Below are 23,051 nucleotides of genomic sequence, written 5' to 3'. Positions count from 1 at the left end.
TAAAATTAATTAAATTTCAAGATGCTTTCAAATTAGACTTTAGTCTCAGTTTATCAAAATAGTTAGCGTTAATCTTTTTCATACAATCTTACTTTCTCACTTGTCAGTTTCGTTTCAATCAATTGTCAATCGTACTAAGCATTCATGAGGTTATCACCTCATATAGGAGTGGATAATGTTACAACGAAAATTGCTCATACTTTTATTTTGTGTTCTTAGTTTTTCTGTCACTGCAAACAATCAGTCATTACCAGTAAAAGTCTTTATCTTGGCGGGGCAGTCAAATATGCAAGGACAAGGCATTGTTACCCCGAATCAAAATCAAATGGACAAGAATGATGGTATGGGAACCTTGCAGTATTTAGTCACTCACGATTCGACAAAAGGGGAATATCAACACCTAGTCACTGAGCAAGGCAACTGGGTAACTCGCGACGATGTTTGGCTAGCCGATTTAACGACATCAGGACCATTAACGGTTAAAACCAACAAGATTGGTCCAGAGTTACAGTTTGGCCATGTTGTTGGAGACGCTTTGCAGAACCCAGTATTAATCATCAAAACAGCCTGGGGTGGAAAGAGTTTACAAACCGATTTTCGACCACCCAGCTCTGGCGGTAATATAGGCCCATACTACACACTGATGATCAATCGTATTCATGAAGTGCTTAATAATCTTCAAAACCATGTTCCGAATTATCAAGGTCAGGGTTACCAACTCGCAGGTGTAGGATGGCATCAAGGCTGGAACGATCGGGTCAATCAATCTGCAAACGATGAATATCTATTTAATTGCGTCAATTTGATTAACGATTTAAGAGCTGAGTTTGGTGAAAACGACTTACCGTTTATCATCGCTACAACGGGCATGTCGGGTTGGAGCGAAACACACCCAAGAGCATTATCATTAATGGAAGCACAACTGGCGGTACCGAATGATCCCGGATTGTTTAGCTCAAAGAACGTCGCAACCATCGACACTCGTGATTTTTACAGAGATGCCGATGTATCGCCTAGCTCGCAAGGTTACCACTGGAACTCCAATGCAGAAACCTATTATAAAATCGGCGAATCACTCGCAGAAGCCTTGGTTGACATTCAATGTAAATCTTCAGATTCAACAACCGTTTGCGGCGATAATCTTTATGAAGCCGAAGAGAATACGGTTTTAAATCAATCGTCTTTTGCTGACAATCATGCCGGTTTCACTGGACGAGGATTTATTGATTTTGGCTGGGCGGGAAGTTTTGTTGAATGGCCCAGTATTAATATCGATACCGCCGGTTACTATCAAATCAGTTTTCGCTATGCCAATGGTTCTAGCTCTCGAAACTCGCAACTGTTTCTAAATGACAACGCCATACTCGAATTACCCTTCAATTCAACGGGCAGTTGGACGAATTGGGCAACCGTCAGTTATGAAGTTTATTTACCTAACGGCCAACATGCATTAAGAGTCGAGGCGATCAATGGTGGACCCAATTTAGATCACATGACGTTAGAGCTCATTCAAAGTAATCTTTATGAAGCAGAAGATAATACTCAACTCAATGATGCAAGAGTTACCGACGTTCATCCTGGCTACTCGGGTCGTGGCTTTGTCGATTATGGCGGCGCTGGCAGTTACGTCGAATGGCCGGCGATTACTATTCCTGAAGATGGAACCTACACTCTAAGTTTTCGTTACGCCAACTTACGCGGTACGCGAAACTCCAAACTGCTACTCAATGGAAATGAAATTTTAGACTTACCTTTTTCGGGCACCGGCAGTTGGACAACCTGGGGGAACGCAAGTTACGACGTTTACTTACCGAAGGGACAACATTCTTTTCGAGTACAGGCAATTAATGCCGGTCCCAATTTGGATAGTATGAAAATTGAAGCCAAAAGTAGCAATGTATCCATACAAAACGTTTACTTTGCGCAAAATCATGTACTAGAACCCACCAGTGATTTGTTCGGATTAGTGAGCGATCGAGTAGCCTTGCTGAAAGTTCAAGTTATTACCAATGAAGCCAATACGCCGTCACCAGAAGTAACAACTACCTTGTTTTTAAATGGACGAACAACTCGCTTAACAATGCAAGGGCCAAACACCGTCCCAACGCAATTTGATTCGACTCTCGGAAGCGTTCAACACAAATACGATGACAGCTTTACAGCCACCATCCCTAAAGAGTGGATTCAACCCGGACTTCGTTTGAAAGTAATCGCGGGCAATGACTCATACGAATTAAATTCAATAAAAGTAACAGCACCCAACAAAGTCATTATGAACATGTTCGATGTTCATTACTTCAACTACACGAACCGAGACTATCCACAAGACTGGTTAAGCGAACTGGAATCGAAATGGCCCGTTTCAGACATCGAATTGCGTCGAATCAATAACCTTGTTTTTGAAGAGTTAGTGATTCCACCAAGAGCAGGTGTCGCTGCAGCCAAAGTCATTTCAAAGCAAGACTACAAAGATCAAACCGGACTAAATTTTGATGGCGAACAAGCAGCGGCATTGCAATGGATTAATGCATTGCAAGCCGCCGGTGGAGCACGACAAACCAGTTTATATTATCTAAATATTTATGGTGTTAATGCGGGAGGACAAGCTGGCGGATTCAAAGGTGTTGGGAATGGCACCGGCTTAGGAATTTTACATCACGAATTGGGACACGCTTTGTCATTACCACATTGGGGCAATAGCAATCAGTATCCTTACAAAGGAGATATGCATGGCATACCGGCTCCTAACAATTATAATTTGACGCACGCAGGTCCTGCTTGGGCATTCGATTTAAGAACGGGAAATTTTATTCCTCCCACAGTGCAAGACAATGCTGTCGGAGGCGTTCCTGGCACCTATAAAATGGATCCCATGCAAGGTGGTGGTCAAGGGGATCAAGAACAAGGTTATTACTTGCGACATTTCTCCGATTATTCCGTCAACCAAATGCGAAACTATCTTCAACGTCACATGGTCAAGTGGAACGGTCAATTAAATAGCTTTGCCAAATGGAACGAACAAACAGGCGATTACACCTCTTCTGTTAACAACAATGGAGTGCAGTACCCTGTCAATCGAGACATCAATGTTTACAGCGTTATGGTAGCAGCAAGCGGTGCAAAACCAGACGTCACTATGATCTACCCACCAATCGGTCCGTATTTATCCGGAACCATCGATTTGTTTGATCCTCAGTCCGATTACGATAGAAATCGTGCGAAAACTATTTATTGTCCGTCACAAGGGTGCGACTTAACAGTAAAAGTTCAGCAAGGTGGGCGTGAAAGATTAGTGATGTTGCCCATTGAATGGGACACTACTCAAGATCCCTTATCGTCCAGAAGTTTGTACACTCGAGCGATAAACCTGCCTGCAACGCTAGGCGAAATTGAATCGGTCATTTTATATCTAACGCCTGATGCAGAAATAAATGGTTTTGAAAATAATGCGAAAGAATTAACGCGCTGGCCGAATTGATTTACAGAAAAATGGTTTAAGCAGACAACCGAATGCGAGTAATTTAATACATGGTAACCGGCATTAAGTTACCATGTATTTTTATCGGTATCGCTTTAATCTATATCTAACTTATAACGTATCTAATGACAAAGAAAAACCACCCACGATAAGAACCTTATTCTTTTAAAAACACTCTGTCGAGAGTGTATGTTTTTTTAATTGAACTAATTGCTGTTTTATAGTCTGAGTCTGCGAAATGTCCATTTCCATATTTCAAATTCTTTTTTATGTCGGCAGATCAAGCACTATTTCATCAAAGAGAGGTTAATTTTGACTGTTTAATTGAATGGCAGCGGTGATACTTAAAATAACCACCCCAATAAGTATTGAGAAAATAGGTCTCGCATTTATTTGATCGTCAGGAGGCCGGCCAAATCTTGGTGTTGAAATAAGGGCTAGCAGCTCAGCAATAACTTTACCCATGATTTTCGGTAACAGAATAAATAATGCACCGATGATATATGAAATAATAATTCCCATTATCTAGCCCTGAAAAGTTACATTTAATTCCTCACAACTCTGTTTACTTTCTGATCTCAGAGTAATATCTACTTTCAATTTTCAATCTAACAGTTACCGCTATTAAAAGATAATTAAATTCTTCAGCTCGATATAAAAATTTCTCGAGCCTTAAGAAAATAGCTAAAAAAACGCCTCTTCCGTATAATAGAACGAGGCGCAATGAGTCGGTTTCGAAGTAACTTAATTAGCTCGAGTCGTCAAGGTTAATCCTTGAGAATTGTAGTAACCGTATAAATCAATATACCAACGTCCTGCACGTGGGCTAGAGAAACCACAACTTTCGTTATTGCCCCACTTATACGGACGGCAGTCGTAATCGCTAAACGTTGATTGACGGCCATAATTGATGTACATATCGACTTCACCATTTCCGCCGGAAATTGAAAATTGAAGTTGTGAATATCCTGCAGGAAGATCCAATACATAACGCTTCCAGGTTCCTTGCTGAATATTAATATTTCTTATTACCGAGTTAATGGGCGTTACACCACCGTCGTCTCCATCATCATCGTCAGACTCGTAACTCGCGCGTAAAGTCACACTTCGATAGTCAGCCCAGCCTTTCACCATAATGTGATAAGTGCCTCGGGCTTGCGCAAAGTCACAACTTTCTTGATTGCCATTTTGATAGGGGCGGCAGTCATAATCGTTCTCCGTTGGCCGACGTCCCAACTTCACATAAAGGTCGGCATCACCACTACCGCCGGAGGTTGCGATAACTAAATTTCTTGCGCCACTGGGTACATTAATCATAAAGTATTTTGTGCTACCTCGGGCTCCACTGATCGAAACAGGAACGCCATTCGATAACTCGCCATCGTCGTTACCATCATCGCCGCCGTCATCACCATCATCAATATCAACGTAGTTTTTAATCCAATTGACATAACTTAATGTACGAGTGAAAGCCGTCGCGCCTCGACAATTTCGTCCCCAGCTAACAGTTCCCATACTATAAAAAGTTCCATTTTTTTCTGCCACAAATGGACCACCACTATCACCATTACAGGCCGAAGTATTGTTCGGTCCTCCGCCACAAATCACCGTTCCATCGATGGATGAAGAAAGTTGTTGCCGACACTGCTGAGTCGAAAGTACTGGTAAGTCGACTTCTAACAACACATTACTCGCTGGCCCACCATTATAAGTACGTCCCCAGCCCGACACAGTGATGTACTTACCGGGAGAAGCTAATTCATTCTGAATAGCAGATGTCGGTAGCTTGGCTCTTTTCAAATTAGACGCTGCCGGAGTTGCCAATCTCAAAAGACCAATATCGTAACCATTAACAACACCGCCGCCTCCCCAATTAGGATGACGAATTATCTGGTTAACGCGATGTGTGGTTCCGCCACTGTTGCGATAATGAGCACCAAGTTTCACGGTTAAGCTACTGGTATTCGCATTATCAAGACAGTGAGCTGCTGTAATCACCCAGTAATCAGCAATCAATGTTCCACCACAACCTTGGCGGCCATTAAAAAGTAACATGGCTTGATAACTTCGACTGCCCGGTGTTACTTCAACACCGCCAACAATACTCGGGCGAACCTTCGGCTCATCGTCATTTGAATTTTCCGAATAAGATACAGAAGCCATCAAAACTAGAAAAAGTATCGATAAATATTGTTTGAAATTTTTCATTGAAATTATTGAGATAAATCTAACTGGCGTACGCATAAAAAACCTCCTCACTAACAGTGTCAGCGTTGGTTTGTGTTTAGGTACTTATAAATTTAGGTAAGATTTAACAATACGATTAATGACAACTGACAAAAATATAATAAAAGAATGAAACAGATCTCACATTTATCGCCTTTATTTTCATCTTTGCGATTAACAAAACTCACACCTGCGATTAATGACAGTTATACCCATACAAAACCAAATGCTATTTTTCACTCACTAAAACAAACACTCGATATAAAAGGATAACTCTTAACAGAATAACCAGCGATAAAACTCGCTTGTTATTCATATTTTCTCAAACAATATTTCATTTTATATCCGTTAAAATATCGCTTATTAAATTATTGTAAGACTATCTTACAGACTCAGTTTTAAGCCTCTTAGTAAGCTCGACCGTGTTGATGCGCACCAACACAAACTCGGTTTTTGGTTAATTTATTAATTGAATAACCGGACACTTAAAAATTTATAGTATCCAGGAGATTGATATGAAAAATGTTTCAGCGGGTTTAATATTTTTATTTGCCCTAGGTGGTATTAATACAAATGCTGACGCCGATGTAATGATTAAAGGAGAATCAACCATAAGCTCAAGTACTATTACTAAGACAAACATTAGTGTGCACACAGATAATGGAAAAGAAGGTGACTTAGCCTTTATGCTACAGCTCGATAACAATGAAAACTTATTTATCTCAGCTAAAGCGCAACACTCTCAGTTTTTTACCAAACAATTTTCTCAGCAAGATTTTAGCTTGTCACTAGACGTTAATGACATTGCTCATTTTACAACGGACAATAAAGTATTTTCAGGTGATTCCTGTCATGGCTATCTACAATCAGAAAGAGGGCAAATACAGTTATCTTTAAATGACTGCAAACTCTTAGAGAAGAATATGACTGAGGGGAAATCGGCAGAAAATACTCAAATAATTAGCTTGAATACAGAAGTTGATAGAAACACAATCAACCATTCGTCACTGCCCTTTCCTAAATCAACAGGAGATATGACTAAATCATTAGACCAAGCGGATTGCGACCTCGCTGTTTATTATACGGTAAAAGCGGCACATCTTTATAATCAAATTCTGGCAACTCAGCAGCAATGGTGGAACCCTTCTGCTCCATTTATTCTTGCAGCACTTTGGATCCAATGGAATGAAGCTGTTGTTTTAGCAGAATTCCATCGTCAACGTTGTTAGTTTCAGTAAACGTCATTGGTCATTAACAATCAATGACGTTGAAATAACCTGTGTCATTTAGTGGAGTTGTCAAATGGCACAGATATTCACTAAAGTAGAAAGGAATAGATTTAAAGTGTTCGTTTCTCCGGAGCATAAACCTACTTATCAAGAAGCCTTTTATATTGATTTCGTTTTTGTTTAAGCTTCAAGTAGTAATAGTCATTATCCCGAGCAGTTTCTACGGCTTCTTTCATAGCTTCAAAAGCCGACTCGTAATCACCGAGTCCAGCATAAGCGTAGCTCCGAAACTCAAAAGGCGTTACCGGATCATAAATTGACTCCCATTCCATTGAATCTAATAGTTCTAGCGCTAATGAGTAATCACGCAATGGTTCATAAGGAGATTTCAAAAGTATTTTTAATAAAGTAAATTTTGCGTTATCTGAGTTTGTTTGTTTAATATTATCTTTTAGTAGCTTTATCGCCCTGGCTTGTTGAGCTTCACTCATTTGCTTTGCGTATATTCTTCCTAACTCCAGTTGTGCATCAGATTGACCGTTAGCCACAGCACGAGTCAGCCATTTGATCCCTTTTTCTTGATCGACTTCACACTTGCTCCCTAACACCATATTCTTACCCAAGGAATATTGAGCCAGAGCATGACCTTTTAGTGCGGCCTTCAAATACCAATCGTTATAGTTCTCTGAATCTTGAAATCCTCTGAACTGCTGCAATATAAATCCGTATAGAAACTCAGATTCTACATTACCTTGTTCTACACCTTTGAGTATTTCTTTGACATGCCGCTTTTGTGGCATAAGAACACCACCTGTCAAATCGTATGCAAAGGTATAGTGCGCATCCTCGTAGTAATAAACGCCTCCATTGGAATACTTAGCTGGTTCAAAAACCCAATTTTTAAAAGCGGTTATTGTTGGCTGAATAAATATTTTAGATGGAAAGTAGTCGAGTACAACGATATTTCTCGGTCGTCCTGACTCATCAATATCAAACTTCATTCGCACCACCCCTTCTTGTTCAACCAGTCGTCTCGACCGACTTTTACCTTGTATTTTAGTTGGAAACCTTGGCTTTACCGATCGAATAACTTTGGGAGGAGGAAATGCTTCTTTACTTTTCAATTTCGGATAAAGTGTTTCAGCCAACACCTTCAAACCGTATTGTCTGTTTAACTTTTTAAACTCAGACTCAGCAGGACTAGACACTACTTCTTTTTCAACAATATCGAGAATCGATTTTCGTTGAGAAAATTCATTATCATCATCACGTGTACCTTGAAGTGACAATTTAATCCAAGCATAGGCTTTATTCACGTCACGCTGAACATGTTGCCCCTGATAATACATGACACCCAGATTAAATTGAGAGGCAGCATTTCCGATTTCAGCGAGATTTTTAAACTTCTGATAAGCACTTTGATAGTGCCCTTGTTCATAGTCGGCTATTGCTTCATCAAAGCTGGAAAAAGCAGTGGCACTACTGAAAAACAGTAAAAATAAGACTAAATACTTCATGTTCATCCTTAAGTATAATAAATCGGCTCAATAATAAAGACTCCGTTTGAGCAATTCCAGGTTAATAATTACACCATTCTATCGAACAGAGGTTGTTTTTCATCCAATATTATTAGTATATCAATATCCGATGAACACTGTGAATAGTTCATGTTTCACCTTATTGCCTATTGTTCTTTATTTACTCTTAATATTCCTGAAAATTACAATTAAGTTCACCTCCTTAAGGAACGATACTCGAACCCAGCCGCACCTGTCATATTTACTACATAACAGATGTAATAGAATGGAGCTGTTTTCCTCACTGAATTCCATCGCCAATGTAGTCAATCACCGTATACTTCATTGGTCTTTGACTTCCGATAACGTAATAAATCATGCCTAATTTCTCAAATCAAACACCTAAAATTGATAACACAAGAATCAAGAGTTGTTAATTTATCCACGCCAACGAAATGAGTTTATAGAATGTGAGTAGCGAAAAGATGCGGACCAACCATTCATTTTGTACTCTCTTGAAACGTTTAAGTTGATCACACTTTATGAGTAATATTAAAAAGCTCGATCTTATTATGAGAGAAATTGGTCCTCGCTTTGAACTAAAGCGTGTTTATCGCCATGATAATGAGCATTGGAGTCTCTTTATAAGTGATGACCGTGAGACTTTTGTCGAACTGCTCGACTCTAAAAACACACTCTACTTATCAACCGACATCCAACTACCGCAACACCTCAGAGTCGATAAAAATGAGCTACAACAAGATGCCGAAAAAATCCATCTCCTCAATCAATTCTATATGACACTAATGGGCTTCAATTCTTTGTGGGAAAAAACCGGAGGTTTCAGTTTTGGTTTGATCAATAACATGAAAATTGAGTTATCTCTTCCAATTATAGCCTTTGAGCTTTCCCTCCAAGAATTCGGAAACAAAATCATTGCTTTCGATAAGCAGGCAAAACACTGGATAACTCTGTGCAATGATTTCGGGCTTAACAATTCAAAAGTTAGAAGCGAACTCTCTTTAGATACTCTAATTAATCACAACTATTTACTGAAAGTATAACAGAGGTAGAAATGCCAAACTTAGACCCTGCTGTTGCTCGATTTTCGGATGTAGCGCAATTAGCGAATCAAGCAACACCTGAAAGCACAGGAACAAGTGCAACGGCTGAAGAGCTACATAACCCTGAAAATCGAGCGGAGCCACAACCAACAACGCCGGAACTACGCAACGCAGAAAAAGAAACGGTTAAAGCTGAAACACTCAAGCTCATTTTGCAAAACTCAACCAGCCCAAAGAGTCGGGAGGCGGTTGCAAAGCTGTTCGACGAAAATATGGGAGAGGAATTAGATGCAGCGCAAGTCAAGCAGCTGCTTGAAGCGGCCGAAAGTCAAAACATTGTATTCGTCGATATTCCTAAAGTTGGCGATACCGTCGAAGTGAATAAGAAAGGAATTATGAATGGCTCGAAGGGAGTCGTTAGCAACTATGACCCAATGACTAATAAATTGACCGTTAATCTCCAACCGTCTGATGGAGGCGATCCAATACCCGTCGAATTTTCCCCTGCTGAATTGTTTGTTATCGATACCCCTTTACCTGAGGCAATGGACACAGAAGGTCTAAAACAAGCACTTACTGGCTCAATATCAAAAGAATGTATAGATGCTTTATCAGAAGAGATGACCAAAGTTGCTGGGAATGATTGGATGCTAACGGGCAGTAGTGCCATAAAGCTCTGGGCAGGTAGTTTAGGCGTTGAATTCAGAGATCCTGGCGACATTGATCTATTAGTCAAACAAGAAGCATTTGAGAACGCTCGGTTTGGCCTCGGTAAAGTCTTTGAACAGTCCAGCGATTCAAAAACAAGCGTTTCTTATTCTAAAGAAGAAATGGTTTCTGTTGATCTAACTCGCTCTAGAATGCCTTATGGGTCGCTAGATCAAAAAGAAGAATTAGATGGTGTTCCCGTTCAGAGTTTAGAGGGGCTTCTTATTTCAAAGGAAAATGCGCTAAAGTCAGGGAGTAAAAAGGAAGATAAGATTAAAAATGATATCGAGATCATTAAAAATCTGATTGAGTTAAAAAGCAAAATTTTTAATTTATCGCAATTAGAAAACGATGAAGAGCATGCCAACGCCCGATTAGTACTCGAGCAAGACATTCAACATTTAAGAACGGTGATCAATGAATTAACTGAAAACCAGAGCTAGAAAATATTCCCTAAGTCTGGCTATCACTAGTCAATCGCTAACTGACAATAGGTATAATTAGTACCAAAACAATAAAGTCTTTCCAAAAGATAACCTAAAGGCCTTTTATACAAGTAAGCCAGATTCATTTTGACAAATCATTATCGATCGACCGTCGCATCCAAAACACTCCTTCTACATTAAAGTCTCTTTCACAATAAATAAAATAGCAATCCAAACTCTTCTAAAACCAAACTTCAAACCTTACAATCAAGTGCAATGAAAAACTTTATAAAACAGCCTTAAACTTATCAATAAACAACAAATAAAAACTAATAGAACCCACACCACCAAAACACATCTAAAAAAAGAGTTCTTTTAAATATTTATATCTGATACTACCAGTAAATATTTTCTATCTTTCATTTACATTTAATATTTTACGCCTATAATCTCGCTCGCGTTGTCGACGACCAAACCTATTTCTTGAATTATTTTTAACAAACCATTGGAGTTTAAAACATGCATTCCTTAAAAAGCGTAGCAGTATTAACTTTCTCTTTATTGAGCAGTAGTTTATACGCTGATGCATTAATTACCAAAACAAGTTCATCGGGTTTTTCTGTCGAGCCAACTTCTGAAACATGTAATGTTTATGACAACTATGTTGAAGTCATTAAAACCGGTTATTTCTATGGATATCCATATGACAGCATTGCTTACTACAGCCACAATAAAGGCGAAGATATTCGGTTTGCATTAAACATGTTATCAAGAGAGATTGTTTTAGAAACACCAAACTATCTTTGTGATGCTCCTGTAACAGAGATTTCTGCAACACTAGATAAACAAGAATATGTTTTGTTTGATTCAGGTGCTTGCGGTTCAGATCGTAAAAAGCGTATCGGAAATGGCGCAAATATGCTTGTAAGCATTGTTGATCGATACTGCCCAACAACACACGACTTAGAAGCTCCTGCTAACTAAGCAATCAAGGCAAGTCGGGAGCGTTTGATGCGCTCTCGACTCATCATTTTTGTGCATTCAACGATTAAACAACTAATCGCTCTGATATCAAGCAGTAACTTAGTGTCAGCTTTTATCAGTTCTTTATTTTAATTCGTCGGATAGCTCACACAATTCGATGCAGTATTTGATAGTGATTACACATCAAGCAATAAGCATAAAAGACAACGTCAAATCTATTATTGAATTCTTTATGTATTTGAAAAATGTTTCGGCAATAGTGTTCGCCATAAAAATAATATAGAACGAGCCTTGAAACGCTTGATAACGAGATAGAAAGCCGTCTCATATTGTATAAATTGACGTCGAAGTGCAAATAAAGCTTAAAAAAACTTATACTGAAATAAATCTACCTGCCCCTTCACTAACGTTCGAATCAAAATTTTATTCATACATTTTTACTTATTCGTGGTACATACACCGAGTTATATCGATACTACTTACTAAATACATTCTCCCAAGCCGACTTTGCAAAATTAATAACTTCTTTTTGGTCATTGATTTCTACTGAAATATCAGGGGTTACTCCATCTGGGAATGTATCCAGATTTCGACTTGCAAAATAGGCGGTTGCAAGCATTAAGCGACTACCATCACTCAAGTTGAATGGCTGATTCATTGTTGCTAGACCTTTCGACTGCTTACCAGCGATTAAGGTTTGTTCTCTTCCGATAAACGAAATAGCGGTGGCTTCAGCCGCGCTGCCTGTCTCCTTGTTAATTAAGACGACAACCGGCTTTTTAATATCAATAGCAGTAAATTGCCCGGCATGTGTATTTTGATAAACTCCCACTTCACCTTCCTTCGCCCACCAACCAAACATCTTTTGATTATTCTTAATTGCATATCCAGCTGTTTGTGTATTTAAGAAGACACTTGCCACCGATAACATTGGCCACATATGACCACCTCGATTACCTCTTAAATCAATCACCCAATATTCAGGCTCTTGTGAGTCAAGCTCAGCAATTAGCTTTAAGTGCGTTCGAATATAGAGATTCTGCTTTACAGGGTCTCCGCACATTAAGGATGGAATTTCAATATACGCAATTTTCTGCTCCAGCCAACCATTCGGTTGAAATGAGTCGCCTATCTCGCAACTTGAGTTTTTAGAAGAAGTTGCAATAAAGCTGTGTTGATCATTAATAACTGTCAATAAGTTGTTAAGCACACATTGAGTATTGACTTCTTTATTAGCGCACCTTTGCGTTATCGTCTGTTTTGCCTGCTCCCAGTTTATGCTATCAGACTTATAGGAATGCTTTTTAGCTAAGCTGATGACCTCATCAATAATGCTTGCCTTACAAGTAGCCACTCCGAGTAAAAGCAGAATTATCTTTAATACGTATTTCATCAAGCGTTCGTCTAATATATGTAGTAATTTTCCTGATATTTTACAAGTCTTTCGCATGGAATCACAACTCAGCGTTTAAACCCAAATAAAATGAGTAAAAGAAATGAACTACAGTTTACTCTTTATTACCATCTGCTCTGCTATTTTAATGTACCGCGTCGCCGAGTATGAAAAGCGCAGTGGACTAGTGAGGGGGGGCGACCACCGCCATCGATTTTGTTCATGCCCGGAGGATTACTCGTTGCTGAATATCTTATTATCAATATTATTCATCGCTTTTTCTGGAATGACCGTAACCAAACAGAAAATACAGGGCTGAGCTTGCTCTTCACCCGAATACATATAACAAGAGCAATCCCGAAGTTAATTAAAAGTGATAAAAATTGGTCTTTGATGGATAAGTCTAAATAACAAAATACAGCTAAACCCTTTAATAAAAACATAGACGTTTTAGAATTTTATTCTTGTATTTAATTCGCTCTTATCTCGGCATAAGACAAAGCTAATAAATCAGTAATCTTTCGTCTAGAATCCCGCCCCCTTCTGTCTTTTCATATGGGCCGAATTTGGTATTGAATTGATCAACTAACTAATTTTTATACTTCCGGTAAAGACATCTCGTATTTTTGGATTAAAACTAACTCCTAGTTGATCTGCAATATCGCCTGCAGTTCGCGACGCGTCATCTATACTCCGACCTTTAGTTCCAGGAACCTCTATATTTGAATGGCTTCGAATCTCAACATAGTACGAGGAACCCGTTTCATCAGACCGGTCACCCGCATGATATAGCTCTTTAATTCCGACTTCTTTTAATTTAGAAAATGGCACAAACTTTTTCTTTTTAAAAAGTATACAAGATGTCGCTATTATTAGAACTTTTCTTTTTTGGTCAATTTCCAATTCCGGTATACAAGCCGAGAAGCAAAGACCCGCTACGATCATTATAAGACCTAAACCGAGGAATAAAGTAATTACAATCGGGCTTTGACTAAACGACTCAAGAGCAACCAAACAAGAGAAAAAGAAGATACCAATACCAAATATCAGCACTAGTACGCCAGCAATAAGCCTAGATTCTCTTGGCTGTTTATATTGTCTATTTTTTGCTGTCATTAAGCTTCGCTCCACTTACTTTTTAAATCGTTATAGCGTGTAAACCAGTCTTTTCTACAAAACCACTAATATCAAACTCAGAGATACACCCTGCGAAAAAATAGGATATCCATTTAACTATAAGTCAGAATCTTAAGTTATTTGTCAAATTTAGTTCAATGCCGATAATCCAAAGACTAAAAACCAACTTCTCAGTTGAGTGAAATACTTAATATGCAAATCTAGGGTCAATAACCAAAGGCATCATAGGCACTGTTGCCTCTCTACCGTCACATAGACTATTGCCTTTTGGAAACCCATCTTTCCAAGTTAAATTCACACTTTCTAATAATTTAGTGCCTGCTTCTACAGTCATTTCCTTTTTAACAAAACTATTATCTTTCTCTTCGTAATGCGTATACCATTCCTTTTCAAATATAAACCCTTTTCGATCTTTATCTGACACTAAGGTCGAATGATACTGACGATGCCAAATTATCACATCTAACCTATCATCTTTATTAAAGTCATCAATAAAAACTTTAGAAAACAGCTTCTTACCACGAAACGATTCATTAAATAAAGGTGAATTACGATTTCTAGTTTCTCCTAGTACGTAATCAAAATCCCTCCAAGGCTCATCAATGTAGGAAGCAATCATCGCATAATACTCAAAATATTTTTCGGTAGTTTGCCCATCGTAAACAGATACCTTTATATTCTCAATAACTCCTGCATATGGAAGATTATTTCCCATTCCTGTAATCACCCAAACAGAACTTCCATTATCTTTTATCATACTGGCTTCAAAAATTGGCTTTGATTCAATGCAACCGAAGTAATCGTGCGCTTTGTGCCCGGTCGAAATAAGGTCACCAGAAAAACTAGGGCCAAACTCTATACGAATACCATCAGAAGAATTTATAACAAATGCATCTCCTCCAGAATCAAAGTAATTAACTCTCAGGTTCTTTTTAGAGTCCTTTCTTAACTTCATCAATTCGTTTACTGATTCATCAGCCACATCTACTCCGAATAATACAAATTCATTTTTATTAGTACTTAAATAAGAAATAGAGCGAAACTCATACCAAGGGTAAACAAACTTACTTAACGCATCAGGTTTATTAAACTCATTTATCACATTAGAATAATTTGGCTGAAATATATAATTTTCGTACTTACTTTTAGATACACTCTGTAATGTAGTAACAGTAAAAAAAAGACCTAATATGATTTTTAACATTTATTCTTTCCTAAAGAAATTTAAGGTTTCTGAGTAACTGACGGACAGTCCATTCTTTCTGAAGGGGCATTATCTTTTGGTTCCTTACCTTCTACAGTTTTATTACTTAAAGCGTATCCTTTTATAGTTTCCCATGATTTATTCGGAAAATAGTTAGTTCCATACTCAAAACAAATCCATTCATCTGGTTTTGGATCTGGATTATCTTTAAGGACTCTCCAAGTATAGTTAAGATCGTATTTTGCATTTTTCAACACAATAGTTGCATACTTGATTCCTTTACATGTTATCTTTTGATCACCGGGATAATCACTGCACCCTTTAGAATATTTTTTATACATTTCAGGAACACTTTCACTCTTCCAAAAACTCGATATAATACCTTGATTAAAAGCATAGGGGTCAGGTCACGGTTTCAATAATTAATCGACTTATTTCATCGATATCCTTCTGCATTTTTGTGTCGGTTATCACTTGCTTTCTTAACTTGCTCGTTACGTAACTTACTGAATTAGGATGAGTAAAGCCGAACACTTGAGCTATCTCACTTAATGTCTTGTCAGCGACTTCCTGACAAAAATAAATGGCAACATTTCTAGGACGATTCTTAACGCCTCTACCCTTACGAACAGCAATAACATCACCATAGCTTATTTTATAGTAGTCACAGACAACGCCTATTACCTGTTCGATTGATGGTCGATTACTCACGATGGAAGCTTTTTTCGTTACCGATTTTTGTTTCAGCTTTTCATCAGCCACCCATTGTCGAAAGTCTTCGCTACCGTACACCATAGACCATTTCTTCTTACTGTACAGTTTAGCCGTGTTCTCATCGACACCTACCTCAACAAACTGGCGCATTCCAGAATATCGTTTCGCAGAGCCTTCCAATCCATACAGGAAGTCTCTCGATTACCATTCCGGTGCTTTCGACTTGTTGATATAAGCGGGATAACTTGAATGCCGATACTCTTCTAATCGAGTAACCAAAGGCGCTTCATGTCGATAGGGTTACGATGTATATAACGACTGACATAAAGTGCATAGATATCATCTTCCACCTGGAGTGATTTGTAGCGCCCCCTAAAGAGAGCGCCATCCGTTTTTTAAAGACGATTATAACGCTGTGTGTATACGCCATTGATATGACGCATGACACGAGCAAGGTTGGCTCTCGGGGTTTGCAGAAGTAAGTGGTAATGATTGCCCATTAGACAGTAAGCATGAATATGTACGTCAATACGTTTATTTGCTTCAGAAAGGTGCGTTTCAAAGGCCTGATAGTAATCCTCATCATGAAAGATTATCTGACGACCACGGCCACGATTCATCACATGATAAATCGCATCTTCGTATTCTATTCGGTCAGGTCTGGGCATGTTTTAAATATATAATAGCTATATTAATTATCCAATGACCTGACCCCTTATCTATGTGCAGACCTTATCGAAGATAAAATAAATAAAGAATAAAAGTATCTACTTTTAAGACGTTAAAGTTTCGCGCCCCATCAATTTAAGTTTTTATTCGATCGTAAAGCATCCGCGGCCATATCAATAAATGCGCGCACTTTTTTTGAGGCAAACCTACCCTCACGATGAATAATATGTACCGGCAAAGGCTTTGGTTCATAGTTTTCGAGTAATATTTTTAACTCATTAGTTTCAAGATAGGGAGCAATTTGGTACGACAATAACCGTGTAATTCCTAGTCCACGGACCGCAGCTTCAATCGCTGACTGGTTTGACGAAACGGTTAACCGTTGTTCAATGGGCTTTAAACGAGTCGATGACTCATTCTCAAATTTCCAACTTATCGCCCGATTTCCAGCTACCGACGCAATAATAGAGTGCTTGGAGAGCTCTTCTGGGGATTGAACAATTCCATAAGCATTAATGTATTCAGGTGAAGCACAGGCCACCATACGAACTTGGCCGACACGGATTGCGCGCATACTGGAGTCGGGTAAAGCGCCTATTCGAATACCTACATCGACCCCTTCATCGATCAAATTAACGACTCGGTCGACAAACAATGCATCAACCTGTGTGTCTACGTAACGATTAAGGTATTCAGCAACAATAGGCATTACATATATTTGTCCAAAAAGCACTGGAGCCGTTATAACAATCCTCCCACTAGGCGCGGCATTGATACCGGCGGCGGCCTCATTCGCCATCTCGAGATCCGCTAATATTTTCTTCGAATCCTCTAAGTAACGTTGGCCAGCTTCAGTAACTCTTACGTACCTTGTTGTACGAGTGAAAAGCTTTACCCCAAGGCGTTGCTCCAATGCGGATACACCTCGAGTCACAGCCGGAGGAGACAAGTCCAGACGCCGCGCGGCTGCCGCAAAGCCCTCTTCTTCTGCGACGGCGACAAAAACCGTCATCAAATGAAACTGGTCCATTTATTTCTCCATACGCAATTATTAATTTCAATTTAAGCATATTCTTTACCATAAAGAAATTAGGCAGAATACACACATGCCAAATACACAGGCATTAAAAACTTTATTTTATGAAACCAATAGGAGAAACAATATGAGCCGAATTAACGTCGTAGAAAGAGAGTCAGCCACTCAAGAGCAATCAGAATTATTTGATGCGATTGTTGGGCAACTGGGCATGCTACCAAACTTTTTGAAAGTATTTGCTAATTCGCCCAGTGCACTAAAGGCATTTTTAGGTCTACACTCTATTGCTAACGAAGGAAGTCTCGATACCGCAACGAAAGAACGAATAGCCCTAGCGTTGGCCGAGCAAAATGCTTGTGAGTACTGCGTTTCAGCCCATACAGCAATAGGAAGTAAGGCCGGTCTTTCAGGAGCTGAAATAGAAGCGAATCGGGCAGGCTCAAGCCATGATGCGAAAGCTGCGGTTGCAGTTAAGTTTGCAAAGTCATTAGCTGAAAATAATGGTGAAGTCACAACGTCGGAAATCCTTGAAGCTCGTAAGGCAGGTTACTCAGAATCGGACATAGTCGAGATCATAACCCACGTTGGAATGAATGTTTTAACTAACATATTAGGAAAGGCTAGCCGAGTTGAAATCGATTTTCCAAAAGTAAGCCTTCAAAAAGCATCTTAATCACTAAGGGTGCGATATTAGTCGCACCCAATTTAGTCAGTAAGAGGAGACACTCGTGGGACACAAATACGCAGAGATCGCTTTCACATCCAAAGTAAAGCAAGAGCAAGAAAAACAAAACAGTCGCAAATCTTACGCATCGATGGAGCAAGGAGACGATGTTAATTTTTTACTCAGTCAGCGCGAAGCTGACTTTATTCAAGCTCGCGACAGCTTCTATATGGCAAGCGTTAGCGAAACAAACTGGCCTTATGTTCAACACCGCGGCGGACCCGAAGGATTTTTACGAGTCATCGATGCAAAAACTATTGGCTTTGCCGATTTTTCAGGAAATAGGCAGTACATTAGTACAGGAAATTTTCGAACAAACGACCGTGTCTCTCTTATTTTGATGGATTATCCGAACAAAACGCGACTGAAAGTATTGGGACATGTCACTGTGGTCGACGATGATTGGGAGTTGCTCGCACAGTTTGAAGACAGTCAGTATCGTGCTCAAGTCGAGCGAGTATTCCTTATTAAAATAGATGCTTTCGATTGGAATTGCCCGCAACATATAACACCACGTTTTACTGATCGTCATGTTGAAGAGTTATTAGAACCACTACAAAATGAAATTGCCGAACTGAAACGACAATTAACAACAGACTCCAGTAATCACTCAGAACAAACTAACGCCGCGTTTTATGGAACTGGCCCTTTAAAGCTTAAAGTAACTGGCGTACGACAGTTAACACCCGATATCCGAGCTTTTGAATTACGCTCATCGGATGGACGCTCTCTTCCTGCGGTTGAAGCGGGCTCTCACCTTAAGATTCCATTAAGACTAGAAGACGGTACAGAAATTTATCGACACTACTCCATCTGCTCAAACCCCGCTCGACGGGATATCTATGAGATTGCTGTCAAACAAGAGAAAAATGGCCAAGGAGGCTCTCGTGCAGCCCATAGACTCTTACATATTGATGTTGAATTACAATGTGACTACCCAAAGAACAACTTCGCCCTAGAGGAAGGTAAAACACCGATCATTTTAATAGCGGGTGGAATTGGCATTACGGCCATAAAACCTATGGCACAAAAGCTAAAAATCCAAAAACGGCCATTTGAATTACATTACCTTGGAAATAACGAAGCCGAAATGGCTTTTTCTTGGCGATTAAAACTAGAGTTCAATAATGAGCTCACTATTTATGATAAGTCGGAAGGTCAACGTTTAAATATTGAGTCGCTAATTCAACAAGCGCCGAAAAAATCACGCATTTATGTCTGCGGACCGGAAAGATTGCTCAGTGAAATAAAAAAGCAAATTAATCTTCAGCGACCTAGTGATTTGTCTTTACATTTTGAGCGCTTTTCTCCAGTAGCACAAAGTAACGCAAAGCCAGTGAAACTAACATTAAATCGAACACAAAAAACGATTGAAGTGGCATCAGATACTACACTGCTGGAAGCCATTTTGGCGGAAGGAATTGATCTACCCTACAGCTGCAAAACTGGGATCTGTGGTTCATGCAAAGTCAAAGTAATCGAAGGAAAACCTGAGCACAATGATGAAGTCTTATCCAAATATGAAAAAGAGAATGACAAACTAATGTGTCCCTGTATCTCTCGAGCCTCTAGTGATACGTTAGTGATTGACTTGTGATCCTTGAAGGAATAACTTTCTAAAGTAAATACTTTACTTGCATGCAATCACATTTCTTTAAGAGTGTATAAACGTAATTCACATTTTACAAAAAACCATAGGGGTCAGGTCACGGTTTCAATAATTAATCGACTTATTTCATCGATATCCTTCTGCATTTTTGCGTCGGTTTTCACTTGCTTTCTTAACTTGCTCGTAATGTCTTGTCAGCGACTTCCTGACAAAAATAAATGGCAACATTTCTAGGACGATTCTTAACGCCTCTACCCTTATGAACAGCAATAACATCACCATAGCTTATTTTATAGTAGTCACAGACAACGACTATTACCTGTTCGATTGATGGTCGATTACTCACTATGGAAGCTTTTTTCGTTACCGATTTTTGTTTCAGCTTTTCATCAGCCACCCATTGTCGAAAGTCTTCGCTACCGTACACCATAGACCATCTCTTCTTACTGTACAGTTTAGCCGTGTTCTCATCGACACCTACCTCAACAAACTGGCGCATTCCAGAATATCGTTTCGCAGAGCCTTCCAATCCATACAGGAAGTCTCTCGATTACCATTCCGGTACTTTCGACTTGTTGATATAAGCGGGATAACTTGAATGCCGATACTCTTCTAATCGAGTAACCAAAGGTCGCTTCATGTCGATAGGGTTTCGATGTATATAACGACTGACATAGAGTGCATCGATATCATCTTCCACCAGGAGTGATTTGTAGCGCCCCCTAAAGAGAGCGCCATCCGTTTTTTTTAAGACGGTTATAGCGCTGTGTGTATACGCCATTGATATGCCGCATGACACGAGCAAGGTTGGCCCTCGGGGTTTGCAGAAGTAAGTGGTAATGATTGCCCATTAGACAGTAAGCATGAATATGTACGTCAATACGTTTATTTGCTTCAGAAGGGTCGTTTCAAAGGCCTTATAGTAATCCTCATCATGAAATATCATCTGACGACCACGGCCACGATTCATCACATGATAAGTCGCATCTTCGTATTCTATTCGATCAGGTCTGGCCATGTTTTAAATCTATAATAAGCTATATTATTTATCCAGTGACCTGACCCCAGATCTTATTATTATCTAACACCCAAAGTTAGAAATGATATTCGCACAATAAATATCAATATCCTCTACTGATAAATTTTTTAACTCATAGTTACCGTTATTAGCTACACACGCTTCCAACAGCGCTTTATCAGGGCTATTTTTATCAATTAGTATAAGTCTATCTTGATTGCAGTATATCCATACTAACAAGCTTTTAGAATCAACGTTTACATCCCCTTTAAACTTAATGTTTAATTCATGATCTTTCATGTAACTATCTAGTTCATCAAACGCGTTGAAAGACCTTGGCAATAAATAATTTTCTAAAACGAATGGATTATTATTCTTTGTAACACTTAACCCATTCAAATATTGATAGTAACCATGCAATCTAACGTCTAAAAATTCCAGTGTTTTAGGAATAACCTTTTGACTTTTTACTCTCCTACTAATAGTTCTACCGTTAATTAAGTTACTCGATAGCAAACCGCTCTCATAGAGAAGAGTTAAAGTAAATAGACTTGTACCATCGAATTCTTTAGTTTCTAAAAGTGCATACTCTTTCGCAGCAAATAGTTTTTCAAATGTTCTACTTTGATTAGTTTTTAAATTAGAAAAAATAGACTCGAGTCCAGATTGAAAGGCATCCAAGAAATTATGGTTAACACCTTTCTCAACCAAGTAATTTTTATTTAGTTGAGACCCATAGTGAATATCATCATATTTGAGACCTATAGTATTTAAAGACATCTTAATGCACCTCTAATAAAACTATAGATATCCCTGTATTTCGAGTCATTAAATATATCTCATTTTAATTTTTTCGATACACCACACGATAGAACTTAGCCACCATACGATCCTGGCCAACATCACCCCAAAAGCGACTGTCTCGACTTTGACTGTGATTATCCCCCATCATAAAAAAATGAGCTGGCAATATGGTGCGCTCTGACATGGATTGAGTTCTTAATCCCGTTGCCATAGAGTTATCATTTACCAATAACTCGCCCTCATTGATGGCAAGTTTATCGCCAGCAACACCCATCACACGTTTGATGTAAACATAGCTATCGATGTTGGGAGGGTAAAACACCATTATATCGCCTCGGATTATTGAATTGACTACCCATGGGCGGGTATCTGCGATGATGATATCGCCTATTTGTAAAGCAGGCGCCATCGAAGGAGATGGTATTTGGTATACCTGCCATCCTAGTAACTTAGCTTTAAAAACAGCCAGAATAATAAGAATAGTTAGATATTGGAGAGAAGTAATTAGTCGAACCAGTCCGTTCCATAAAAAACGAACCGGACGATGTTCAGACCAACCGCGAATAATGCTATAGATAGCCAAAGCAGCATGACACAGAAGAAAACCAATAGTACCCGTCTGTATTAATAATAAGCCTGTCCAGGAAAAAGCCAGTAATAGTCCAACATAAACAGCAAATACTAATACACCGGTTCGATAAAAACCCATTAGCCATAAGCCCCAACCCGGTATGAATAGGTTGGTTGCAATCAGCATGAGCTTTCTCATCAAAAACCATAAATTTAATGAAGCAGGCATTAGCAAGAATATATATCTAGATTGAGTGGCTCTTGCGCCTTATTTTAGCATCAAAATGATGGAGCGCACGTTAGGAGAGGCATTGAACTTTACTGTCACTGACTTTAAATATCTATTGACCTTAAGAGAGGTTGAACTAGACAACTTAACTGTGTGTAGTGCAATAGCCCATCAGGATAGTGTTAAAATTAAAAGCATCAAAGATGCTTTATAGTATAGCCAATAGAGTTAGAAAGAGTTATTCTGACTTGCTTAAATGTGAAATATAATAAGATTTCTTTGTGAAATGTTTCTTTAAATGGCTTGTTTACTT

At 39.0% G+C, this 23,051-nt stretch carries 23 protein-coding genes; 7 read left to right on the top strand and 16 right to left on the bottom strand.

Annotation, left to right across the window (positions count from 1 at the left end; all coding sequences use genetic code 11):
* The first annotated feature begins 175 nt into the window (after positions 1-175).
* Positions 176-3,478 (top strand): sialate O-acetylesterase, encoded by a 3,303-nt coding sequence (locus FAX86_RS20720; protein ID WP_144395412.1) that lies wholly within the window; start codon positions 176-178, stop codon positions 3,476-3,478.
* A gap of 306 nt (positions 3,479-3,784) precedes the next feature.
* Here the strand turns inward: FAX86_RS20720 and FAX86_RS20715 are convergent, their stop codons facing one another.
* Both FAX86_RS20715 and FAX86_RS20710 read right to left on the bottom strand, forming a co-directional pair.
* The gene (locus FAX86_RS20715; protein ID WP_144395411.1) at positions 3,785-4,000 is read right to left on the bottom strand and encodes a hypothetical protein; all 216 of its coding nucleotides are present in this window, start codon (positions 3,998-4,000) and stop codon (positions 3,785-3,787) included.
* A 222-nt stretch (positions 4,001-4,222) separates the two neighbouring features.
* Entirely contained in the window at positions 4,223-5,722 is a 1,500-nt protein-coding gene (locus FAX86_RS20710; protein WP_144395410.1) for a trypsin-like serine protease, read from the bottom strand.
* Between the two features lie 497 nt (positions 5,723-6,219).
* Between FAX86_RS20710 and FAX86_RS20705 the strand changes: the two genes are divergently transcribed.
* The gene (locus tag FAX86_RS20705; protein ID WP_144395409.1) at positions 6,220-6,933 is read left to right on the top strand and encodes a hypothetical protein; all 714 of its coding nucleotides are present in this window, start codon (positions 6,220-6,222) and stop codon (positions 6,931-6,933) included.
* Positions 6,934-7,073: 140 nt separating this feature from the next.
* Here the strand turns inward: FAX86_RS20705 and FAX86_RS20700 are convergent, their stop codons facing one another.
* Complete coding sequence (locus FAX86_RS20700; RefSeq protein ID WP_164503697.1) at positions 7,074-8,450, bottom strand: energy transducer TonB; 1,377 nt, start codon at positions 8,448-8,450, stop codon at positions 7,074-7,076.
* A gap of 542 nt (positions 8,451-8,992) precedes the next feature.
* On the opposite strand from FAX86_RS20700, the gene FAX86_RS20695 reads away from it, so the two are divergent.
* The 3 genes from FAX86_RS20695 (at position 8,993) to FAX86_RS20685 (ending at position 11,631) form a co-directional block, all read left to right on the top strand.
* Complete coding sequence (locus FAX86_RS20695; protein ID WP_144395407.1) at positions 8,993-9,514, top strand: type III secretion system chaperone; 522 nt, start codon at positions 8,993-8,995, stop codon at positions 9,512-9,514.
* A gap of 11 nt (positions 9,515-9,525) precedes the next feature.
* Positions 9,526-10,665: a KOW domain-containing RNA-binding protein gene (locus FAX86_RS20690; protein ID WP_144395406.1), complete on the top strand. Its 1,140-nt coding sequence runs from the start codon at positions 9,526-9,528 to the stop codon at positions 10,663-10,665.
* Positions 10,666-11,166: 501 nt separating this feature from the next.
* Entirely contained in the window at positions 11,167-11,631 is a 465-nt protein-coding gene (locus FAX86_RS20685) for a hypothetical protein (protein WP_144395405.1), read from the top strand.
* 475 nt (positions 11,632-12,106) lie between these two features.
* Here the strand turns inward: FAX86_RS20685 and FAX86_RS20680 are convergent, their stop codons facing one another.
* The 7 genes from FAX86_RS20680 to FAX86_RS20650 form a co-directional block, all read right to left on the bottom strand.
* Complete coding sequence (locus FAX86_RS20680) at positions 12,107-13,024, bottom strand: S41 family peptidase (protein WP_164503696.1); 918 nt, start codon at positions 13,022-13,024, stop codon at positions 12,107-12,109.
* A gap of 585 nt (positions 13,025-13,609) precedes the next feature.
* Positions 13,610-14,140: a tetraspanin family protein gene (locus tag FAX86_RS20675; RefSeq protein WP_144395403.1), complete on the bottom strand. Its 531-nt coding sequence runs from the start codon at positions 14,138-14,140 to the stop codon at positions 13,610-13,612.
* Between the two features lie 208 nt (positions 14,141-14,348).
* Positions 14,349-15,365, bottom strand: a complete 1,017-nt coding sequence (locus tag FAX86_RS20670; RefSeq protein WP_144395402.1) for a hypothetical protein — start codon at positions 15,363-15,365, stop codon at positions 14,349-14,351.
* Positions 15,366-15,385: 20 nt separating this feature from the next.
* Positions 15,386-15,706: a hypothetical protein gene (locus FAX86_RS20665; RefSeq protein WP_144395401.1), complete on the bottom strand. Its 321-nt coding sequence runs from the start codon at positions 15,704-15,706 to the stop codon at positions 15,386-15,388.
* A gap of 61 nt (positions 15,707-15,767) precedes the next feature.
* The gene (locus tag FAX86_RS20660) at positions 15,768-16,229 is read right to left on the bottom strand and encodes a helix-turn-helix domain-containing protein (RefSeq protein WP_144395400.1); all 462 of its coding nucleotides are present in this window, start codon (positions 16,227-16,229) and stop codon (positions 15,768-15,770) included.
* 245 nt (positions 16,230-16,474) lie between these two features.
* Positions 16,475-16,747 (bottom strand): transposase, encoded by a 273-nt coding sequence (locus tag FAX86_RS20655; RefSeq protein WP_144395399.1) that lies wholly within the window; start codon positions 16,745-16,747, stop codon positions 16,475-16,477.
* Positions 16,748-16,878: 131 nt separating this feature from the next.
* Complete coding sequence (locus FAX86_RS20650) at positions 16,879-17,778, bottom strand: LysR substrate-binding domain-containing protein (RefSeq protein ID WP_144395398.1); 900 nt, start codon at positions 17,776-17,778, stop codon at positions 16,879-16,881.
* 133 nt (positions 17,779-17,911) lie between these two features.
* On the opposite strand from FAX86_RS20650, the gene FAX86_RS20645 reads away from it, so the two are divergent.
* Complete coding sequence (locus FAX86_RS20645; protein WP_144395397.1) at positions 17,912-18,457, top strand: carboxymuconolactone decarboxylase family protein; 546 nt, start codon at positions 17,912-17,914, stop codon at positions 18,455-18,457.
* A 55-nt stretch (positions 18,458-18,512) separates the two neighbouring features.
* Positions 18,513-20,105 (top strand): 2Fe-2S iron-sulfur cluster-binding protein, encoded by a 1,593-nt coding sequence (locus FAX86_RS20640; RefSeq protein WP_144395396.1) that lies wholly within the window; start codon positions 18,513-18,515, stop codon positions 20,103-20,105.
* A gap of 184 nt (positions 20,106-20,289) precedes the next feature.
* Here FAX86_RS20640 and FAX86_RS20635 read toward each other — a convergent pair whose 3' ends face one another.
* The 6 genes from FAX86_RS20635 to lepB form a co-directional block, all read right to left on the bottom strand.
* Positions 20,290-20,616 (bottom strand): hypothetical protein, encoded by a 327-nt coding sequence (locus FAX86_RS20635; RefSeq protein WP_144395395.1) that lies wholly within the window; start codon positions 20,614-20,616, stop codon positions 20,290-20,292.
* A gap of 51 nt (positions 20,617-20,667) precedes the next feature.
* Positions 20,668-20,898, bottom strand: a complete 231-nt coding sequence (locus tag FAX86_RS20630) for a hypothetical protein (RefSeq protein WP_144395394.1) — start codon at positions 20,896-20,898, stop codon at positions 20,668-20,670.
* Positions 20,840-20,968, bottom strand: coding sequence for a hypothetical protein (locus FAX86_RS22885; RefSeq protein WP_144395393.1), 129 nt, complete (start codon positions 20,966-20,968; stop codon positions 20,840-20,842). Before FAX86_RS22885 ends, FAX86_RS20630 begins: the two co-directional genes overlap by 59 nt.
* Positions 20,968-21,135, bottom strand: coding sequence for a hypothetical protein (locus FAX86_RS22325; RefSeq protein WP_164503695.1), 168 nt, complete (start codon positions 21,133-21,135; stop codon positions 20,968-20,970). The genes FAX86_RS22885 and FAX86_RS22325 overlap by 1 nt, the downstream gene beginning before the upstream one ends.
* A gap of 63 nt (positions 21,136-21,198) precedes the next feature.
* Complete coding sequence (locus FAX86_RS20620; RefSeq protein ID WP_144395392.1) at positions 21,199-21,915, bottom strand: hypothetical protein; 717 nt, start codon at positions 21,913-21,915, stop codon at positions 21,199-21,201.
* A 64-nt stretch (positions 21,916-21,979) separates the two neighbouring features.
* On the bottom strand, positions 21,980-22,696 hold the full coding sequence (gene lepB / locus FAX86_RS20615; RefSeq protein WP_164503694.1) for a signal peptidase I: 717 nt from the start codon (positions 22,694-22,696) through the stop codon (positions 21,980-21,982).
* Between the last annotated feature and the right edge of the window lie 355 nt (positions 22,697-23,051).

The organism is Pleionea sediminis (assembly GCF_007570825.1).
In the GTDB taxonomy this organism is placed as follows: Bacteria; Pseudomonadota; Gammaproteobacteria; order Enterobacterales; family Kangiellaceae; genus Pleionea; species Pleionea sediminis.
Note: the sequence above shows the minus strand (reverse complement) of the source record. Positions and strands in the feature narration are given on the sequence as shown.

What these genes read in the sequence shown, in the direction of transcription:
- FAX86_RS20670 (WP_144395402.1), bottom strand. Translation starts at nt 15,365, where the DNA reads ATGTTAAAAATCATATTAGGTCTTTTTTTTACTGTTACTACATTACAG.
- FAX86_RS20695 (WP_144395407.1), top strand. Translation starts at nt 8,993, where the DNA reads ATGAGTAATATTAAAAAGCTCGATCTTATTATGAGAGAAATTGGTCCT.
- FAX86_RS20720 (WP_144395412.1), top strand. Translation starts at nt 176, where the DNA reads ATGTTACAACGAAAATTGCTCATACTTTTATTTTGTGTTCTTAGTTTT.
- lepB (WP_164503694.1), bottom strand. Translation starts at nt 22,696, where the DNA reads ATGCTGATTGCAACCAACCTATTCATACCGGGTTGGGGCTTATGGCTA.
- FAX86_RS20715 (WP_144395411.1), bottom strand. Translation starts at nt 4,000, where the DNA reads ATGGGAATTATTATTTCATATATCATCGGTGCATTATTTATTCTGTTA.
- FAX86_RS20690 (WP_144395406.1), top strand. Translation starts at nt 9,526, where the DNA reads ATGCCAAACTTAGACCCTGCTGTTGCTCGATTTTCGGATGTAGCGCAA.
- FAX86_RS20710 (WP_144395410.1), bottom strand. Translation starts at nt 5,722, where the DNA reads ATGCGTACGCCAGTTAGATTTATCTCAATAATTTCAATGAAAAATTTC.
- FAX86_RS20635 (WP_144395395.1), bottom strand. Translation starts at nt 20,616, where the DNA reads ATGCGCCAGTTTGTTGAGGTAGGTGTCGATGAGAACACGGCTAAACTG.
- FAX86_RS22325 (WP_164503695.1), bottom strand. Translation starts at nt 21,135, where the DNA reads ATGGCCAGACCTGATCGAATAGAATACGAAGATGCGACTTATCATGTG.
- FAX86_RS22885 (WP_144395393.1), bottom strand. Translation starts at nt 20,968, where the DNA reads ATGGGCAATCATTACCACTTACTTCTGCAAACCCCGAGGGCCAACCTT.
- FAX86_RS20700 (WP_164503697.1), bottom strand. Translation starts at nt 8,450, where the DNA reads ATGAAGTATTTAGTCTTATTTTTACTGTTTTTCAGTAGTGCCACTGCT.
- FAX86_RS20650 (WP_144395398.1), bottom strand. Translation starts at nt 17,778, where the DNA reads ATGGACCAGTTTCATTTGATGACGGTTTTTGTCGCCGTCGCAGAAGAA.
- FAX86_RS20645 (WP_144395397.1), top strand. Translation starts at nt 17,912, where the DNA reads ATGAGCCGAATTAACGTCGTAGAAAGAGAGTCAGCCACTCAAGAGCAA.
- FAX86_RS20665 (WP_144395401.1), bottom strand. Translation starts at nt 15,706, where the DNA reads ATGTATAAAAAATATTCTAAAGGGTGCAGTGATTATCCCGGTGATCAA.
- FAX86_RS20630 (WP_144395394.1), bottom strand. Translation starts at nt 20,898, where the DNA reads ATGGCGTATACACACAGCGCTATAACCGTCTTAAAAAAAACGGATGGC.
- FAX86_RS20675 (WP_144395403.1), bottom strand. Translation starts at nt 14,140, where the DNA reads ATGACAGCAAAAAATAGACAATATAAACAGCCAAGAGAATCTAGGCTT.
- FAX86_RS20685 (WP_144395405.1), top strand. Translation starts at nt 11,167, where the DNA reads ATGCATTCCTTAAAAAGCGTAGCAGTATTAACTTTCTCTTTATTGAGC.
- FAX86_RS20705 (WP_144395409.1), top strand. Translation starts at nt 6,220, where the DNA reads ATGAAAAATGTTTCAGCGGGTTTAATATTTTTATTTGCCCTAGGTGGT.
- FAX86_RS20620 (WP_144395392.1), bottom strand. Translation starts at nt 21,915, where the DNA reads ATGTCTTTAAATACTATAGGTCTCAAATATGATGATATTCACTATGGG.
- FAX86_RS20680 (WP_164503696.1), bottom strand. Translation starts at nt 13,024, where the DNA reads ATGAAATACGTATTAAAGATAATTCTGCTTTTACTCGGAGTGGCTACT.
- FAX86_RS20655 (WP_144395399.1), bottom strand. Translation starts at nt 16,747, where the DNA reads ATGCCCAGACCTGACCGAATAGAATACGAAGATGCGATTTATCATGTG.
- FAX86_RS20660 (WP_144395400.1), bottom strand. Translation starts at nt 16,229, where the DNA reads ATGCGCCAGTTTGTTGAGGTAGGTGTCGATGAGAACACGGCTAAACTG.